This is a genomic window from Arthrobacter sp. Sr24 (assembly GCF_054511175.1).
This window is the reverse complement of the sequence record NZ_JBTNDB010000009.1, coordinates 74688-92854: the sequence shown is the minus strand read 5'-3', so window position 1 is coordinate 92854 and position 18167 is coordinate 74688. Positions and strand designations below refer to the sequence as shown.

Sequence of the window (18167 nt, the reverse complement as noted above, 5' to 3'; positions counted from 1 at the left end):
TACCCATGGCCAAGGCTCTCATTATTGTTGACGTACAGAACGATTTCTGCGAAGGCGGTTCATTGGCCGTCACCGGCGGGTCTGATCTCGCCACGGAGATCACCGAACTACTCTCTGAGGCGACGGATTTCGATTTCATCGTGGCCACCCAGGATTGGCACATCGATCCGGGTACGCATTTCTCCGAGACCCCGGACTATCTCAAGAGCTGGCCCGTGCATTGCGTGGCTGGTTCAAAGGGAGCGGCCCTGCACGGCAACCTGGATACCGAAGACATTGACGCCTACTTCCGGAAAGGTAAGTACGATGCCGCCTACTCCGGTTTCGACGGCATACTCGCCCCTGAAGACGAGGTCGCCGTGGGCGAACGCGAGGCTCACGAATCAGCTGATGAGGACGGCGACGCCCCGATCAGCCTGGATGACTGGCTGCGCGAGAATGACGTCGAAGATGTGGTGATCGTGGGAATCGCCACCGACCATTGCGTCCGAGCCACCGCCTTGGATGCCATCAACGCCGGTTACAACACCACAGTGCTGCGCGATTACGTGGCCGGAGTGGACGCTGACGCCAGCGAAGAAGCCCTAGAAGAACTCGAAGAAGCGGGCGTAGAGCTCAAATAGCTGGGCCCGGCGGTCTGGGTTCCCTCGCGGGCAGTAAGATTTCCTCGGTCGCTGAGCGACCTTGAAAATCCATCCCCGCTCCGGGAGACCTGACCGCCTGCTCTTGCGCCTCGCGGTGGGCACACGCCTTAAAAACTGGCAAACAGGTGCTATTTCCGGCCGATGAACCAGTCTTGGAGCTTCTTCAACCGGGTCTGTAGCTGTTCCTCGTTGGCCTGAGCCACGGCCGGGCCACCGCACATGCGGCGCAGTTCGCTGTGCACCATCCCGTGAGGCATGCCGGAGCGGGCACTCCACGCCGAGACGTTCTTTGCCAGCTCGCCACGTAGGTCCATCAACATGCGGTGATCAATCAGCGGCGGGGCTTCAGGCTCAGCCGCCGGGGCCTTCTTGCGCTTACGCGTTTGCTGATCGGCCTGACGCTGGCGCAGCAGCAGACCCATCTGATCGGCGTCAAGCAGTCCTGGGATGCCCAGAAAGTCGAGCTCATCGTCACTGCCGATCGCTCCGCCAGTACCGAATTCCCCGCCGTCGAACAAGACTCGGTCAAAGGACGCCTGAGATTCCAGGGCCTCGAACTTGAACTTCTCCAGCGTGTCAGAGGCCTTTTCCTCGCGGTTGGCCTCCTCCATCTCATCGTCTTCCTCCATGAATCCGTCGGGATCCTTGTCGGGGCGGTCCAGGGCGTGATCTCGCTCAAGTTCGAGCTGATTGGCGAGCTCCATCAAGTTCGGCACCGAGGGCAAGAAGATCGACGCCGTCTCCCCCCTTTTGCGGGCACGTACAAAACGGCCCACGGCCTGAGCGAAGAACAACGGTGTGGCCGTCGAGGTGGCATACACGCCAACAGCTAAGCGGGGTACGTCAACGCCTTCGGACACCATGCGCACGGCCACCATCCAACGCTTATCGCCGGCCGAGTAGGCGTCGATCTTGTCGGATGCCTTGGCGTCATCGGAGAGAATCACCGTGGGTGCTTCGCCAGTGATCTTCTTCAGCTCCGCGGCGTAGGCGCGCGCATCCTCGTGATCCGTGGCGATCACCATGGCGCCAGCATCCGGTACGGCCCGGCGCACTTCGGTGAGGCGTTTGTCGGCGGCTGCTAGAACGGCCGGGATCCACTGCCCCTCAGGGTTCAGCGCGGTCCGCCACGCATGAGCGGTGACGTCCTTGGTGACGGCTTCGCCCAACGTGGCAGCCATTTCCTCGCCAGCGCTGGTGCGCCACCGCATCTGACCCGAGTACGCCATGAACATGACAGGGCGGACCACATGGTCCTTGAGCGCCTCGCCATAACCGTAGGTGTAATCGGCCTTCGAGCGACGAATGCCGTCCCTGTCCTCGGCATATTCAACAAACGGAATAGCCGCCGTATCGGAACGGAACGGGGTACCTGTCAGCGCAAGCCGGCGAGCCGCGGGATCGAAGGCCTCACGGATACCATCGCCCCAGGACAGTGCGTCACCGCCATGGTGAATTTCATCCATGATGACCAGAGTTTTGGCGGCCTCGGTCTTGGCCCGGTGCAACAGCGGCTTGCTAGCAACCTGCGCGTACGTCACAGCAACACCAACGAAACCCTTCCCGTGACGGCCGTCAGCATTCTTGAAGTTGGGGTCAATGGCAATCCCCACCCTGGCCGCGGCATCAGCCCACTGGCGTTTGAGGTGGTCTGTGGGAGTAACAATGGTGACCCTGTTGATCATCCCGCGAGCGATCAGCTGGGTGGCGATGTGCAGGGCAAAAGTAGTCTTTCCAGCACCCGGCGTTGCCACCGCCAAGAAATCCCTCGGGATGTCGCTGAAGTACTTCTCCATAGCCTCGGACTGCCAGGCACGCAGCTTTTGCGCCGTACCCCACGCTGCGCGCTCAGGATAAGCCGGAGGCAGCGACGGGCCACCAAACAATGTCTCCGTCACGAAATTTCCGCCATCCTTGTCACAGTCGCAGTCACACTTTCACGCTTCCGCACCCAATTCCGGGCACGGCCAATCAACGGCTTTTCGCCGGTCCTATCAAAAATTACGAACCCCAGTTACTTCTTGGGTTTTTTCGGGCCCTTGCCCTTGCCGCCCTCAGGCCGTAGTCCGTCGTAAACCTCTTTGCATTCGGGGCAAACCGGGAACTTCTGAGGATCACGCCCGGGAGTCCAGACCTTGCCACAAAGAGCAATCACCGGCTCCCCCGTCATGGCCGATTCCATGATCTTTTCCTTGCGCACATAGTGCGCGAATCGTTCGCTGTCGCCCGGCTCTACTTCTTGACGCAATTCCTCGCGCTCAATAACGGCAGTCGAGCCGCCGGTCTGACCGGGGCTGTGCAGGGGATCATTTTCGAAAGGATCTGGAGGCAAACTCATGAAACCACTCTACCGCGTTCGCGTTCGCGACTCACCGAGGCGCCAACAATCCTCCAAGTGATTTCACTCCCCAGCAGCTGCGCTAGCGTTGGCGAAAAACACCGCACAAGGGAGGGCTTGTCGAAATTTTGGCAAGAGAGCTGCCGAGGGACCCGCTGCGAGCTGGCGAGCAGTGGGAAGCAGCGAACGGGGAGCCCACCTTTGCTACTCAGGTGGGCTCCCGCCGAGAATTTCTTTTTACAGGCCTTGCCAGGCGGGCTTGTTGATGTAGGCGTGCCGGTAGGTATCGGCACCGGCAAGCTTGGCGGCGGCTGCCTCGTCAATGATGACGGTGGCACGCGGATGGAACTGCAGGATCGAGGCGGGGCATGATGCCGAGAGCGGTCCTTCGACGAAATCGCGCACAGCATCTGCCTTGCCCGCACCGAAGGCCACCAGAACCAGATGCCGGGCGTCCATGATGGTGCCCAGACCCTGGGTTACCACGTGGTGAGGGACTTGGTCTATGTTGTCAAAGAAGCGTGCATTGTCCTGGCGGGTCTGCTCGGCCAGAGTCTTAATACGGGTACGTGAGGCCAGCGATGAACCGGGCTCGTTAAAGCCGATGTGGCCGTTGGTGCCAACGCCCAGAATCTGCAGATCGATTCCCCCGGCAGCCGCAATGGCGTCTTCGTAGGACTGGCAGGCTCCTGCAATGTCCTCGCTTGCACCGTCCGGTCCGTGCACCTTCTCAGGAGCAACATCTACTCGGTTGGTGAATTCTCGGCGAATGACTTCGCGGTAGGACTCGTAGTGGCCAACGGGCAAACCCACATACTCATCCAGTGCAAAGCCGCTGACACCTTCGAAGCTCAAACCTGCTTCATGGCGGCGTGCCAACTCGTCATAGATGGGCAGCGGGGAGGAACCTGTGGCCAAGCCGAGGACGGCGTTGGGCTTATTGCGCACCAAAGCTTCGATCGAATCGGCGGCGAGCGCCCCAACTTCCTTGCTGCTCGGGAGGATGATGACCTCCATGAAACACGCTTCCTTTCAATGCCACCTAGTAGGCGGCCCATGGCTAAATATAGAAAGCAACCCCAGAGTAATAACGCCCCATCGGAGCACGCCGAAAGCGGCGGCGGACGGGGCGATATTGCCTTGCATCTGCTGTGTAGCTCTAACCTTATCTAGAGTCAGCGGTCTACAGAAACGGCCAGCAACAATTCCGGTCCGCGCTTGTTATATTGTTTGGCACCCATTCGGATTCCCAGGAAGACGTACAGTGCCCCCAACCCCACCCCGAGCAGCAGCGCCAACCAGACAAAGAGCGCTCGATCAGTGACCGCACCCATGATGCTCAGCACGGCAACCGGGGCGGCCAATACCCCAGCCCCTGCAAATCCGGCCAGCTGGATCAGTACCGTGGAGAAGTTATTACCCGGTCGCGATTTCATGGGGTTATCCCCTGGCAGTGGTACCAACATGGTGAATCTGGAGGAGAACACGCTGGCCAATCCAAGTCCTGCCCCTGTTGCACCAAGCATGAGGCCCAGCGCCGACGGCAGGATCTGCCAGTCTCCAGCCACCACAGACCCGGCCACCGCGAACAACAGTCCCAGCGGAAGAGCCAGAACGGCCGCAGCTATGGCTCGCCCAGCCCTATCTGCCTTGCCGGAAACTCCCGTGGCCAGATGTAACGCAAAGGCGGTGCTGTCGTAGGAGATGTCAGCCGAGATACTCCACACCACCATGAACGCCGCGAAAGCCCCGGCGTAACTAAGGATCGGGCCCACAGCATCAAGTCCAGCAGTCTGCGTTCCGCCAAAAACCATCACCAGAGGAATCAACGGAGCAATGAGAAGACCGGCGCTGTAGCGCGGATCTCGGAACCAGTAGGTCAAACAACGCGCAGCAACGGCACCTGTAGGAGTCTGTGGGAAGAGGGTAAAGAAGCCCATTTTTCCAGCAGCCCGGCTGCCACCGCCGGAGAAAGCAGGAGTGACCAGGGCTTTGGCTAGACAGACCTGCCAGATCCAGGTCAGAACAGCCACGGTACCCAGTGCGATCAGCAATTTCAGCAAAGCCGGTCCCCATGCACCAACGGCAATATCAGCAGGAACCGCCCATACTGCGCCCAATGGTGTCCAGGCCAAGGTGTTGGCCAGCTGCGAAAAATATGCCGAAAAATCATTGATGCCAGTGGAGATACCAGCAATGATGGGCCCCATGAGCATCAGTGGAACCAGCACTATCATGCCGCTGACATCCTTGAAGCGCCGCGATGAGGCAAGGCTGGTGCTGGCCGCGGTGATGGCGCGTGAGGCAATGATGCAGGTCAGTGCACCGAGGGCGCCGCAGATCAAAGCGGCTACTGCTGCTGCCGGATACCGCCACCACCCAACCGCGGACCCCATAGCGGCGACAAGCGTGACTGCCCCCGGGACGCCAATGAAGCTCGAGAGCGCCAGACCTGCCAGCAGTTGCTTCATAGGGATTGAATAGGTGACAAAGCGAGCCGGGTCTAGTGTCATATCGAGGCCAGAGGCCAGTACTGGAATGACCAGCCAGCCCACCAACAGTGCCGAACCAGCCAGTATGATCAGCGTTCTCACCAACTGCGAGTCACCGGTACTACCAGCGAAGCCCAGCCCGACCAGAAGCATGCCCAGCACGCCCAGTCCGTACAAGGCGGCGAAGATCAGCCCCACGAGTTGCCACGGGCTGCGTTTTAGGGAGTTTCGCAGTAGCGTAATTTTCAGCCTTAGGAGGTGCGCAACCATTGCAACCCCGCCGTCTGGTTCCGGCCGCCCACAAGTTCCACGAACTTATCTTCTAGGCTCTCCCCACCGCGGACCTCATCCACGGTGCCTGCTGCCAGAACGCGTCCGGCTGCAATGACGGCGACGTGATCGCACATGCGCTGGACCAGATCCATGACATGGCTGGAGACAATCACTGTACCGCCGGAGGTCACGTAGTCATGCAAGATATCCCGGATGTTGGCCGCGGAGACTGGATCCACCGATTCGAACGGCTCGTCCAAAACCAGCAGGCTCGGTGCGTGGATCAGGGCGGAGGCCAACGCAATTTTCTTGGTCATACCCGCCGAGTAGTCCACCACCAAGGTGCCGGCATCCTGAGCCAAGTCCAGTGCGTTCAGCAGGTCCTTGACCCGATCCGCCACGGTGTCCTTGTCCATGCCGCGCAGCAAACCAGCATATGTCACCAGCTGTTCGCCAGTCAGACGGTCAAAGAGTCGAACCCCATCGGGCAACAAACCCATGAGCCGCTTGGACTCCAACGGGTTTTGCCAGACATCCACACCGTGGACCCATACCTGCCCGGCATCCGGGCGCAAAAGCCCGGTGGCCATGGACAGCGAGGTGGTCTTACCTGCACCGTTGGGCCCCACCAAGCCATAGAAAGAGCCTGCCGGAACATCCAAGTCAATGTTATTAACGGCGGTCTTCTCGCCAAAATGCTTGGATAATCCGCGAATCGATAAGGCTGGTGGGCGCCCGCCAGTTGAAATGTTCCCCAATGAATTACTCATGCCTAAAACCCTAGCAATCCATCAAGGCGCTGTGACTTATCCCAAAGGATGACATTGCTCTTTGCTGGCTGATTAAGTGCAGGCAAGCTGACTAAGTGCAGCCAAGGACAGTGGTTGCTAGAACAGTGCGCGAGCCAGGGCTTGGCGAGATGCCGAGACGCGCGAATCACTGACGCCCACCACGTCATATAGCTCCAGCAGACGGACCCGTGCAGTCTCCCGCTCCGGCCCAAAATGCAGGGCGATGAACTTCACCAGACGCGCCAGCGCATCCTCAACATGTCCACCAGTCACATCAAGATCGGCCACCGTGAGCGCCGCTTCGAGGTCGTCCGGGTCGCCGGCTGCTCGGGTACGGAATTCCTCAGCCTGGTTCACGTCAATCTCGGCAGTGCGGCGCATCAGCTGAACCTGAGCAAGACCGATCTTAGCGTCGGCGTCGTTGGGCTTTTCGGCCAAAGCCTTTTCATAACTTGTCAGCGCGGTTTCAAGATCTCCCGCGTCAATTGCGTCGCGGGCTGCCTGGTGCAGCGGCGGCAGTGGTGGCAGCGTCGGTTCCGGAGCGGCCGCGGGGTCTTTGGCGCCACCCAGATTTCCGGTGACACCGTTGCTGGCCGCCACTTTGAGGAGTTCGGTGAAGAACTCCTTGACCTGCTCTTCTGGCAGTTCCCCTTCAAACATTGGGACGGGCTGACCCTTGATGAGGGCCACCACGGTGGGGACGGCAGTGATGCCGAAGGCCTGGGCGATCTGTGGGCTGGAATCAATATCAACCCGTCCCAACGCCAGCTGGCCACCGTACTCGTTGATAACCTTTTCCAGCAGAGCCGTCACCGCAGCTGACTGTTGCGAGCGCCCCGATCCCATAGCAACGACTACAGGAACCTGTTGGGATAGCTGGACAAATTCCTGGAAGCTCTGTTCGTTGACATCCACCGCGTAGGGTGAACCTCCGGCGGGCGCGCCGGAGGCAGCGGCCGTAGCGCGGTTCTTCAGGGCTGAAAGATCGACGGCGCCGCGAAGATTAATTCCAGATGGGCCGCTCTGTGGCATGGGGCTGTTTTGACTCATGAACTCACTCTAACTGGGCTGGGTGGCGGGCTTGGGTGAATCTCGCCGCGGGTGAAATTGACTAGCGAACCGGACGGCTGGACCGGTAGCTGAAACTGACAGAGGCGAGCACAAGCACATTGTGCCTGGGCCCGCCTCGGCAGTGGCATTACGGTGTGAAGCTACCGCCTACGAGGTTGCGGGTTGCGGACAAGATGGTAATCTTGGCGTCCCCATCCGCCGGCGGAATATACATCACTACGGGCTCGGCGTAGTTAAGCGTGTAGCCCTTGGTAGTTTCCTTGCCGCCTGTAAACACGGCAGCATCATCACCGACGGTCAGGGTGGCATCTTCTTTACTGGTGCCGGTGATGCCAAAGGTGTAGCCCACCACCACCATGACGCCGCCGTCAGCGGTACGCAAGTTCACGGCTGCTTCGCTGTTTGCCTTGTGGCTGAACACATGCGTGGCGTCCTGGGCGTTTTCGACGATCGTGGACTGTGTATCAAGGACGCTTTGGATGTAAACGTTGTCGTTGAAGGAGTCCTTGAACTTACTGTCGCTCTTAGTGAGACGGTCACTCAGTGCCGCAATGGCGTCGGCAGGGCTCATCTTCAACCCATCGGATGAATCCAGCGCAATTTCCTTGGTGCCCTCCTTATCAACCTTAGGGAAAGTCTGGGCAGGTAGTAACGGTGTGGCTTGAATCATCTTGTAGTTCTCGCGGGGACTGGCCTGAACGAGCGTCAGCAGTTGCGGCAGTGCATTGTTCTCACCCTTAGTCACCATCATGGCTGAACGGGGCCATGTGGCAGTGGTGGTGACCACCTTGGCCAGCAAGGGTGCGGCATTTACCGGTTCCATGGCAGCCTGCGAGGAAACCTTCGCACGGATCTTGTAGTTGGCCGCCCTTGCTTCCAGAGCCATGCCGCCGACCCGAGCTTCGAGTTCTTTAGAATCCTTGGCGTTGTCCCCCGCAGCAACAGCCGCAGCAACAGCCGTGGCAATACGCTGCACCTGAGCGTCCAGCAGCCCAGGGAATCCGGGCGTCGACGGAGTGGCGGTGGTCTCGGCCGTGGCAGTTGCGCTCGGTTCCGGCGCAGCGGGATCGGCTGCAACGGCTGGGCTAAGACTGCCAGCCACCAGCACAGCAGCTAACGCGGCACCCCAACGTGTGGGCTTCAAGGTCTTGTACACCGGCCCCCTCTGGATCTCGCTGGCACTGAATTCGGACTTGTCTTTGCCAGCTGAGTCCCCGCTAGCTTTCTCTGTACTACCGTTGTCTGCCTTGGTTTTCTCACCGAGGAGACTGCCTTTCGCGCCGCCCTTGTTCCTGGTCCGCGGCTTTCTTGAACTTGGCTTCTTGCCAGAGGTGCCACCGCCAGAATCCTGATCCTTGTCCTGGTCCTGGTCCTTGCTGGATGCTCCGCCAGCATCAGGGTCTGAACCTGTGGCTGCCTCTGATGTGGGAGCTGACTCAGAATCTGAACCCTCAGCAATTACTTCCGGGGTGGCTGCGTGGTTCTGTCCGGGCTGATCAGCTTGAACCTGTTCAGGGCTTACCTTCTCGATGGTAGCGTCAGCGCCAGACTCGGCTGGAGTGCTGGGCTTGTTAAGCAGCAAGGCCGGAAGTGCAGAGGTTGCATCGCTAGGGACAGTGGGACGAGGAGATCCGGCAAGGCCATTCTTGGCGCCACTTTCACCCTCGGCACCAGTACCTGCAGCGAGCTTTGCATCACCGGAAGCATCCACAGCTGAGGACTCAGACTTTCGGGTCTCTGCCTTTTGGGTCTCTGCAATCGTGGATGGGGCTTCGGTAGTTGAGGCTCTCCTACCCGCGCCACGGGATGCCACAATCTTCTCTACTTCCAAGGCTCCGGTGGCCGGATCTGTAGGACCACGACCCGCCGAACGCCGGCCGACAACAGCGGCTGGAACGCCCTTGGATTTACTCGGGGACAGCAGGAACAACAGAGCGGCCAGGGCCAGAAGCGCGGACCCTATGATCATTAGCGGAACGGCCCAAGGCGTTCCAGCCTCGTTGTCTACGGTGACGGAAATGTCGGTGGGAGCAGCTGCCTTGCCGTCAACGGAAAACAGCAGCGCCCAGTCTCCGTGGCCGGGCGCCTGCCAAGTGTAGCTAAGTTCATCGGTGGCTTTCTCCTCGCTGACCCACATATCGGAACCGGCAGGGTTGGGTACCGTGGGCTCCCCTGCAGTGCTGGTGGCCGCCAGCCCGGTGAATTCTTCATCCGCTGCGCCGATACGGGTGTAGGCTGCATCGCCGATCCAGCCAAGGATGTCGTCTTCACGGGCAACAGCTAGCTGCATGGGACCATCACCCTTAATGGTCAGGGTGAACTTTCCATCACGGGTCTTGAGGAGTTCAGGGCCAATGACAGTCAGCGGTGCAGCGGCAAGGTCCGCCGGTGCGCTGGCTGTGACCGTGGCTGGCGGGAGCCAGATGGTGCGCTGGCCAATGCCAGTACCCAACACCAAAAGACCCAAGACGGCCAGAATAATCGCAATTTTTGAACGCAAGAACTTACCTAACATCGGCGGAACACTGCTGTGTACGTTAATTCAAGGGTAACCGAACCGTTATCTAATGAGCATGCCTCTTTGACTTTTATCACGTTGCACCCCCGTGGCTTGCGGATCGAAGTCTGATGCGCTGGTAACCTCTATTCACTATTGGAAGTGGAACAATTTGCCACCACACCACCATTCATGAAGGCAGCTACAGTGAACTCTTCCCCCGATCACTTCTCACCCGATCCCGCTTCGGATGACACGCATTCCGCCGCGGATCCCAGTACTCCGGATCCCGCTGGTTCAGGCCCTGTCGAAGAAGCTGCAACCACCCAGTCCGGGCTGGCCGCTCCAGTGGCCGCATCCGCCACTCCGCTTGCCACTCCCGTACCAGACAGTGGCAAGGGTTGGCGAGGCTGGTTGGTGGAAAAACTCCGTCAGCCTGTTCCGGGCGCCCAGCCGCGGGTGCGTTTTGATCTTCCAGTGGCGCCCAGCGGCCCTAATGAGACCGCCGCAGTTATTGAAGCCGCCTCTGGGAGCAGCGTGTTCCGGCACCCCATCTATTTTGGTTTCATGGGGACGGTAGGAGTTGGCATTGCCCTGTTCCTGAGCTACATGCTGGCGAATACCGAATCCCTGCTTCTTTGGATTGTGACCGCACTGTTCATTGCGCTGGGTCTGGATCCGGTGGTTCGTTGGCTGGAGAAGCGCAAGGTGCCTCGCCCCTTGGGGATTGTCATCGTCTTGTTGGGTCTGCTCAGCGTGGTGGCACTGTTCTTCGCTACACTCATCCCCACCATCGTGGAACAGACAACACAGATCATTAATAAGGCCCCTACTTGGATCAGTGACTTCTTAAATTCAGAGTTTTTCAAGCAGCTCGACGTCCAATATCGCGTCCTTGACACCGTCAATGAGCAAGTAGCCAAGTTCTTCCAAGATGCGCAGGCTGTAGGCGGCATCTTCGGTGGAGTAGTTGGTGTTGGTACCAACATCGCCAACGGACTCTTTGGCACCTTGATCGTGCTGGTGCTCAGCTTGTACTTCCTAGCGTCCCTCCCTGCTATCAAGACATGGGGCTACCGTCTTGCCCCGCGTTCACGCCGTCCCCGGGTAGAAGAGCTCAGCGAAGAAATCACCCGCGGCGTGGGCAACTACGTGATTGGTCAAGTCTGTGTGGCCGTCCTGAACGCCACCTTCGCCTTCATTGTCATGACCATTTTTGACGTCCCGTTCAGCGTCTTGTTGGCCTTTGTTGTTGCTCTCTTGGCATTTATACCCTTGGTGGGTGGAATGATCGCAGCAATTGTGGTCACTGCAGTGAGCCTGACGGCTGGGTGGCAGACCGCCCTGTTCTACGCCATCGCTTACTTCGCCTACCTACAGTTTGAGGCCTACTTCGTATCACCGCGCATCATGCAAAAAGCCGTCGCTGTGCCGGGTGCGGTTGCTGTCATTTCAGTCATTGCCGGTGGCAGCCTGCTCGGTGTGCTCGGTGCACTGATCGCCATCCCGACCGCAGCAGCGGTGATGTTGCTGGTCAAGGAAGTCTTCATTGCTCGGCAAGACAAGAACTAGGACCCACAAGCACTCGTCGCCGCAAGAGTCCCGCAAGAGTAGGGTGCAGACGAAGATCCAACAGGAAGAGGAACGGGAAACCCGTCAGGCGGTTTGAGTCGCCACGGGCCCGTTCCATTCGGTAGCAATCTCTACGTCTTCACCGAGTACGGTGGATGCGATCTCGTTGAGCGCCCTGGCAGCGTATTTTTCGCCCACCCACAGATGTTTGGCCCCATCCACGGCTACCAGCTCCGCGTGTGGCACCAGCGCGAACCGGTCTATAGCGGCCTCGGGTTGCAGGTAGTCATCAAATTCCGGAACCAGTACCGTCAGCGGCTTTCCGAAGGAAGCCCACGTCTCTAAGTCAGCGTCATCGGCCCGGTGCAGTGGCGGTGAGAGCAACACTGCTCCTTGAACATGCTGAGCAACAGGGTCAACGGCGCCATATTTCAACACCAGTTCCGTGCCGAAGGACCATCCCAGCAGCCAGCGGTTGGGCAGTCCGCGGTCCACAGCAAACTGGACCGCTGCGGCAATATCGTGCCGTTCCCCAAGACCTTCTTCAAAGTTGCCCTCACTGGTGCCCCGTGGCGAAGAGGTACCACGGGTATTGAAGCGCAGCACGGCAATTCCAGCCAGTGCCGGAAGACGGTACGAGGCCTTCTTGTAGACATGAGAATCCATGAATCCGCCATGTGTGGGCAGCGGATGCAGCGTGATAAGCGTGGCCAGGATGACGCCGTCGGCCGGTAGCGCCAGTTCACCTACTAAAGTGATTCCGTCCGCGGTTCTTAGCTCAATATTCTCGCGCACGGCAGGCAAGATCGTGGAGGCACGGACCGGCACAGGGGTGCCAGCATCAACAAAGACAAGGGAATTAGGATCAAAAACCATGCGCCCAGCCTATCGGTACTGGTAGCTTCGTCCACGCCAGCAGTTGCTGTGCCAGTGCCTGCGGTCACGAAGACCGGCTTCAGTACCAAACAGAGCGTCTTCCTGCCAGACCACTAAATGAGCCAGACCCGGGGGAACCAAACGGTGGCAGCCGGGACAGGTGTAGGACTTTTGGGCGTTGCCGGCGCTGATGCTGCGGACTGCCCAGACGCCGTCGGGCGCTGATTCGGTGGTGGGAATCCCGAGCCGAACCCGGTTAAGATCAAATCCTTCATCGTCTGGATCTGACGTTCCCCCGCCGGATTGCCCGCGGACCTGAGACTTGTTAGAGCCCCGGGCATTGGAGGTGCGGCGACGGGGATGGTTCGAACGGGGCATTCCTCCATTGTGCCGTACTGTTCAGCCCCGCACCGTCAGTTCACCCCCAGCACCATCGCACTTCTCGAGATGGTGTCGACGCAACTGCCGCCGCTAACCGCTAGAGTAGAAGGCGTGCGTTTAGTGATTGCCAAGTGCTCCGTCGATTACGTCGGACGCCTCAAAGCCCATCTTCCCCTCGCCGTTCGACTCCTTGTAGTCAAGGCTGACGGCTCCGTTCTAGTCCACTCCGACGGCGGCTCATATAAGCCGCTGAACTGGATGAGCCCCCCTGCGACGCTGCGCACGGTGGGCCCAGCTGATGCGGAACTAGAAGAAGGCGTGATCTCGCAGTGGATCGTGAAATCGACCAAGGCTGACGATCAACTCATCATTAACATCTATGAAGAGCTCCACGAATCCAGCCATGATTTGGGCATTGATCCTGGCCTGATCAAGGATGGCGTTGAAGCTGATCTGCAACGTCTGCTGGCCGAACAGATTCATCTGCTCGGTGCCGGTTTCACCTTGATTCGCCGCGAATATTTCACCGCGATTGGCCCGGTCGACATCTTGGCCAGGGATGCAGCCGGAGCCACCGTGGCCATTGAGCTCAAGCGCCGTGGGGACATCGACGGGGTGGAGCAGCTTACCCGCTACCTTGAACTGCTCAACCGAGACCCACTGCTGGCTCCGGTGCGCGGCATCTTCGCCGCACAGCAAATCAAGCCGCAGGCCAAGACACTAGCCGTCGACCGCGGCATTGAGTGCAAGACGCTGGACTACGACGCCATGCGCGGGGTGGATGACAGCGCCTCACGCCTCTTTTAAATCTTGGGGATTCTGTGGAACGGTTGTCTTTTAGAGCACAGCTCTGCCCTTCCTGACTAGACTTGAGCCATGACTGTTCCCTCGCCTGCGCCCGTATCCACCAAATACCTGATCCAGGGTGCCATTGTCACCGATCACGGCGTTATTGAAGGTGGCCTGCTCGCCATCGAGGGCGACAGAATTGTGTACGCCGGACGCTCTGATCATTTTGATGAACCAGGTTTTGATCAGGCTGATATGAACGCCGAAAACATCATTTCGCTGCCCGCGGACCAGCGCCTGATCCCAGGTCTGATTGATGTCCACAACCACGGCGGCAACGGTGGTGATTTCCCCAGCGGTGACGAGGCCTCGGCCCGTGATGCCGTGGATTTCCTCCACCGCGCAGGCACCACCACGCTATTGGCCAGCATGGTCACCGCCTCCCCCGAAGACCTCATCAAGGGCATCGGCGTTTACGCTGGCATGACCTCTGAAGGTCTGCTGGCTGGCATCCACCTTGAGGGCCCTTTCCTCTCCCATGCACGCTGCGGAGCTCAGAATCCGGCGTTCCTGCTGGATCCTGATTTAGATCTCTTGTCCTCGCTCATCGAAGCTGGCCAAGGTGCGATCGTGACCATGACGTACGCCCCGGAGCTTCCCGGCGCCGCAGATCTGGTGGACCTGCTCACCGCCCACGGCATCACCCCCTCGGTGGGCCATACCGACTGTGACACCGTGACAGCTGCCGAATCACTCGAGCAGGCCCGTGAGGGCCTGGAGTCTGCCGGGTACGACGGCGTCTCCGGACGCCCCACTGTGACTCACCTTTTCAACGGCATGCCACCCATGCACCACCGCTCCCCCGGGCCCGTCGCCGCCTGCTTGCGGGTAGCCAGCGCAGGGAACGCCGCCGTCGAGCTTATTGCTGACGATACCCATCTAGATCCGGAAACAGTCAAGACCGTGTTCGAGATTGTCGGAGCGGCCAACATTGTGCTGGTCACTGATTCCATGGCAGCGGCGGGGCTCGCCGATGGCAGCTACATGTTGGGCCCCTCGCCCGTGACGGTCTCCAACGGAGTTGCCACCCTGGATGCCACCGGTTCCATAGCCGGAGGCACTGCAACATTGCTCGACGTGGTGCGCCGGGCCACAGCCGCAGGAGTCCCCTTCATCGACGCCTTGGAATCCGCCACCTCAGTCCCCGCTGCTGTTCTGGGACTCACAGACGAGGTTGGGGCGTTGCGTCGTGGGCTTCGAGCAGATGTGCTGATTGTGGATGCGCAACTGCAGCTGCAGCGTGTCATGCGCGCAGGCCACTGGCTGGGCTAGTTAATATAAGCGACTCTTTGGCGTCATTCGTTGACCTTGAATGTGACTCATGTCATGCTAAACGGGGCTCGGCAAGCAATTATTGTCCGGCTCAAGCGGTACAGATAGCAGTACAGCATGGACGTTCATCACAAGGAGAAAATGTATGGCACAGGGAACCGTCAAGTGGTTCAACGCCGAAAAAGGCTTCGGCTTCATTACCCCGGACAACGCCGAGGGCGATGTTTTTGTTCACTACTCGGAAATCCAAAGCGGTGGCTTCAAAACCTTGGATGAAAACGCCCGGGTTGAGTTTGAGGTTGGCCAGGGCAGCAAGGGCCCTCAAGCAACCGGCGTAACAACGCTCTAAGCTTACTGCTCCACCTCGGTGGCGCTAACAGCTGTGCAACAGCCTCCGGCCTCGTGGCCGGGGGCTGTTTGCTTGCCAGCGTGGAGTCCATAGACATGGTGTTGGCTTGATCGCTGTCCAGGAGATCGGGTACGACGACCGCGAGCTGCAGCAAGGGAGCATAGCTGGTGGATGAGTTCCCTCGAGCGCACGGTGCCTGTTGCTAACAATCCGGCAGGAGCTTCCCAGTCGACTGCGAGGCTACCTGACATCATCCGAGCGTCAGTGCTACACAACTGGCACTGGTGCTGTGGAGGTATTAGGGCGTACACGTGAGGTGCCGGCAGCGTCCCAGACCTCTGCGTCCCTGACCCCAGTAGCGAGGTCTGAACGCTGGCAGCGCAAGCTGAGCTAACGCCGTCGTACTTCCCAGGGCAAGGATGCAAAGCGCTTACGCCACATCGATGACAACAAAGATCGAGAAATCTTCAAGCCCTTGAATCATTGCCACGGTGCTAGCGCCGTAGTTAGCCCCTGATTGCAGCTGTATTACCGCCGGGTAGAAACACCAGGTTGCGGTCCGGCTTCCAGCCATGAGGAGAGGCCAGCATAGGCGGCGAACTTCATGGCGAGCAGGATTTGTGTGCCTTCGTACTCGAGCATCACAATCACGGTGGCAGGCGGGACTCTAGTCAGCTCAGTCTCGCTAGGTTCGCGGCGGCCCACCAACACAATCTTGTTGCGTTGCATGGTCTTCACCGGAATGGGGCTGATGGACAGCGCCCGGAGCCATTGCAGATTTGACTCCTGATAACGACAAACCCCCATGGCCCAGCGATTTCCGCTCAGGCACATGGAGGAGTCGACCGTGCCAAGGGCACGCCGCAAATGCATGCGGCGCACCCCGTACAGGCACAGTATTAGAACAACCAGCAGGAGTAAACCAGCCAGCACGATGAACGGAATACCGAGTTCGTTCATCAATTTATTGCTAGCGAATCCCTGCGCCAGACGTTGCGCTGTCTTTCAACTGCGCATTGTCGGCAACGATGACAACCCGGTTGCTGTCAACCGAGAAGAAACCGCCGTCCACTTCAACATGGAAGCGAGATCCGTCTACAGGAGCGATCTCCAGCAAGCCCGGCGCCAAAACCGCGAGCATCGGGGTGTGACCGGGCAAAATGCCGATCTCGCCCTCGCTGGTGAACCCCTTGACAAGGGTCGCTGCACCGGACCACACGAAGTGGTCCGCCGCTACGATTTCAACTTCGAGGTTAGCCATGCTTACTTAGTCGATTCCTGGATCGCAGCCCACTGACGCTCAACATCATCCATACCACCGATGTTGAAGAACGCCTGCTCAGCAATGTGGTCCACGTCGCCGTCGCAGATAGCGGTGAAGCCTTCAATGGTGTCCGCAATGGAAACCGTGGAGCCTTCGACGCCGGTGAACTGCTTCGCCGTGTAGGTGTTCTGTGAGAGGAACTGCTGGATACGACGGGCACGTGCCACGACGATCTTGTCCTCTTCACCGAGCTCATCGATACCGAGGATCGCGATGATGTCCTGCAGTTCCTTGTTCTTCTGAAGGATCTGCTTGACCCGCACAGCGGTGTCGTAATGAGCCTGGCCAACGTACTGCGGGTCAAGGATTCGTGAGGTTGAAGTCAACGGATCGATGGCCGGGTACAGACCACGTGAAGCGATTTCACGGGAAAGTTCCGTGGTCGCATCCAAGTGGGCGAAGGTCGCGGCCGGGGCCGGGTCGGTGTAGTCATCAGCAGGCACGTAAACGGCCTGCATGGACGTGATCGAGTGACCCTTGGTTGAGGTGATGCGCTCCTGCAGGAGACCCATCTCATCGGCCAGGTTGGGCTGGTAACCCACAGCTGAAGGCATACGGCCCAACAGTGTGGAAACTTCAGAACCGGCCTGTGTGAAACGGAAGATGTTGTCAATGAAGAGCAACACGTCCTGGTTCTGCACATCGCGGAAGTACTCAGCCATGGTCAGAGCTGACAGGGCTACGCGTAGGCGCGTTCCCGGCGGCTCATCCATCTGGCCGAAGACTAGCGCAGTGTCCTTGAGGACATTGGCTTCTTCCATTTCAACCCAGAGGTCATTACCTTCTCGTGTTCGCTCGCCAACACCAGCGAATACCGAAGTACCACCGAAGTTACGGGCAACACGGGTGATCATTTCCTGGATCAGAACGGTCTTACCGACACCGGCACCACCGAACAGACCAATCTTTCCACCCTTGATGTAGGGGGTCAGAAGGTCAATGGACTTGATACCGGTCTCGAGCATCTCCGTGGAGCCTTCGAGGCTTGCGAAAGCCGGGGGCTTACGGTGGATGGGCCACCGCTCGGTGATGTTCAGTTCAGACGCCTTCACATCGAGGGGCTCGCCCAAGACGTTGAAGATGTGGCCCTTGACTACGTCGCCAACTGGCACAGTAATGGGTGAACCCAAGTCCTGGACAGCAGTACCGCGGACAAGTCCGTCGGTAGCCTGCAAGGAGATGGCGCGAATAACGCCGTCTCCCAAGTGCTGGCTGGTTTCAAAGGTGATGGTCTTGGTCTCACCGTTGAGAGTGATCTCGGTGGTGAGTGCGTTGTACATGGCGGGAAGGCTGTCAGCCGGGAATTCGACGTCGACAACCGGGCCGATAACGCGCGAAATACGGCCAATGGCACCGGCTTTCGCTGCGGTTCCCTGCTCGTTGAGTTGGGCAGTCATCTCTCTCACTTCACTTGTGTAGATGGCATTGAATAAGTATG

The 18167-nt window shown here is 59.1% G+C and carries 17 protein-coding genes; 5 read left to right on the top strand and 12 right to left on the bottom strand.

The genetic code is table 11. The features are described 5' to 3' along the window. Positions 1–5: 5 nt before the first annotated feature. The gene (locus ACX80D_RS08415) at positions 6–623 is read left to right on the top strand and encodes an isochorismatase family protein (RefSeq protein ID WP_459322200.1); all 618 of its coding nucleotides are present in this window, start codon (positions 6–8) and stop codon (positions 621–623) included. 149 nt (positions 624–772) lie between these two features. Here ACX80D_RS08415 and ACX80D_RS08410 read toward each other — a convergent pair whose 3' ends face one another. From ACX80D_RS08410 to ACX80D_RS08380, 7 genes are all read right to left on the bottom strand, one after another. Next, complete coding sequence (locus ACX80D_RS08410; protein ID WP_459322199.1) at positions 773–2542, bottom strand: DEAD/DEAH box helicase; 1770 nt, start codon at positions 2540–2542, stop codon at positions 773–775. 116 nt (positions 2543–2658) lie between these two features. Then, on the bottom strand, positions 2659–2982 hold the full coding sequence (locus ACX80D_RS08405) for a DUF3039 domain-containing protein (RefSeq protein WP_363838713.1): 324 nt from the start codon (positions 2980–2982) through the stop codon (positions 2659–2661). A 237-nt stretch (positions 2983–3219) separates the two neighbouring features. Beyond that, on the bottom strand, positions 3220–3999 hold the full coding sequence (nagB, locus tag ACX80D_RS08400; RefSeq protein ID WP_459322198.1) for a glucosamine-6-phosphate deaminase: 780 nt from the start codon (positions 3997–3999) through the stop codon (positions 3220–3222). A 158-nt stretch (positions 4000–4157) separates the two neighbouring features. Beyond that, positions 4158–5744, bottom strand: a complete 1587-nt coding sequence (locus ACX80D_RS08395; protein WP_459322197.1) for a transporter — start codon at positions 5742–5744, stop codon at positions 4158–4160. Then, complete coding sequence (locus ACX80D_RS08390) at positions 5726–6517, bottom strand: ABC transporter ATP-binding protein (RefSeq protein WP_459322196.1); 792 nt, start codon at positions 6515–6517, stop codon at positions 5726–5728. Before ACX80D_RS08390 ends, ACX80D_RS08395 begins: the two co-directional genes overlap by 19 nt. Positions 6518–6634: 117 nt before the next feature. Next, positions 6635–7588, bottom strand: coding sequence for a co-chaperone YbbN (locus tag ACX80D_RS08385; protein ID WP_459322195.1), 954 nt, complete (start codon positions 7586–7588; stop codon positions 6635–6637). A 148-nt stretch (positions 7589–7736) separates the two neighbouring features. Next, positions 7737–10109, bottom strand: coding sequence for a hypothetical protein (locus ACX80D_RS08380; RefSeq protein ID WP_459322194.1), 2373 nt, complete (start codon positions 10107–10109; stop codon positions 7737–7739). A 189-nt stretch (positions 10110–10298) separates the two neighbouring features. Here ACX80D_RS08380 and ACX80D_RS08375 point away from each other — a divergent pair, with 189 nt between their 5' ends. Next, the gene (locus tag ACX80D_RS08375) at positions 10299–11678 is read left to right on the top strand and encodes an AI-2E family transporter (protein WP_459322253.1); all 1380 of its coding nucleotides are present in this window, start codon (positions 10299–10301) and stop codon (positions 11676–11678) included. 84 nt (positions 11679–11762) lie between these two features. Here the strand turns inward: ACX80D_RS08375 and ACX80D_RS08370 are convergent, their stop codons facing one another. Next, complete coding sequence (locus tag ACX80D_RS08370; protein WP_459322193.1) at positions 11763–12554, bottom strand: alpha/beta hydrolase; 792 nt, start codon at positions 12552–12554, stop codon at positions 11763–11765. Positions 12555–12563: 9 nt separating this feature from the next. Next, positions 12564–12932, bottom strand: coding sequence for an ATP/GTP-binding protein (locus tag ACX80D_RS08365; protein WP_459322192.1), 369 nt, complete (start codon positions 12930–12932; stop codon positions 12564–12566). Positions 12933–13046: 114 nt separating this feature from the next. Here ACX80D_RS08365 and nucS point away from each other — a divergent pair, with 114 nt between their 5' ends. The 3 genes from nucS to ACX80D_RS08350 all read left to right on the top strand — a co-directional run bounded on the left by nucS (position 13047) and on the right by ACX80D_RS08350 (position 15405). Next, complete coding sequence (gene nucS / locus ACX80D_RS08360; RefSeq protein ID WP_459322191.1) at positions 13047–13742, top strand: endonuclease NucS; 696 nt, start codon at positions 13047–13049, stop codon at positions 13740–13742. A 69-nt stretch (positions 13743–13811) separates the two neighbouring features. Next, the gene (locus ACX80D_RS08355; RefSeq protein WP_459322190.1) at positions 13812–15056 is read left to right on the top strand and encodes an N-acetylglucosamine-6-phosphate deacetylase; all 1245 of its coding nucleotides are present in this window, start codon (positions 13812–13814) and stop codon (positions 15054–15056) included. Positions 15057–15201: 145 nt separating this feature from the next. After that, positions 15202–15405, top strand: a complete 204-nt coding sequence (locus tag ACX80D_RS08350) for a cold-shock protein (protein ID WP_459322189.1) — start codon at positions 15202–15204, stop codon at positions 15403–15405. Positions 15406–15933: 528 nt separating this feature from the next. On the opposite strand, the gene ACX80D_RS08345 is transcribed toward ACX80D_RS08350, so the two are convergent. The 3 genes from ACX80D_RS08345 to atpD are packed head-to-tail and all read right to left on the bottom strand — an operon-like array spanning position 15934 to position 18126. Continuing rightward, the gene (locus ACX80D_RS08345; RefSeq protein ID WP_459322188.1) at positions 15934–16365 is read right to left on the bottom strand and encodes a DUF2550 domain-containing protein; all 432 of its coding nucleotides are present in this window, start codon (positions 16363–16365) and stop codon (positions 15934–15936) included. Positions 16366–16375: 10 nt separating this feature from the next. After that, a complete protein-coding gene (locus tag ACX80D_RS08340; RefSeq protein ID WP_459322187.1) occupies positions 16376–16666 on the bottom strand; it encodes a F0F1 ATP synthase subunit epsilon in 291 nt (96 codons plus the stop codon). Positions 16667–16668: 2 nt separating this feature from the next. Beyond that, a complete protein-coding gene (gene atpD / locus ACX80D_RS08335) occupies positions 16669–18126 on the bottom strand; it encodes a F0F1 ATP synthase subunit beta (protein ID WP_459322252.1) in 1458 nt (485 codons plus the stop codon). Between the last annotated feature and the right edge of the window lie 41 nt (positions 18127–18167).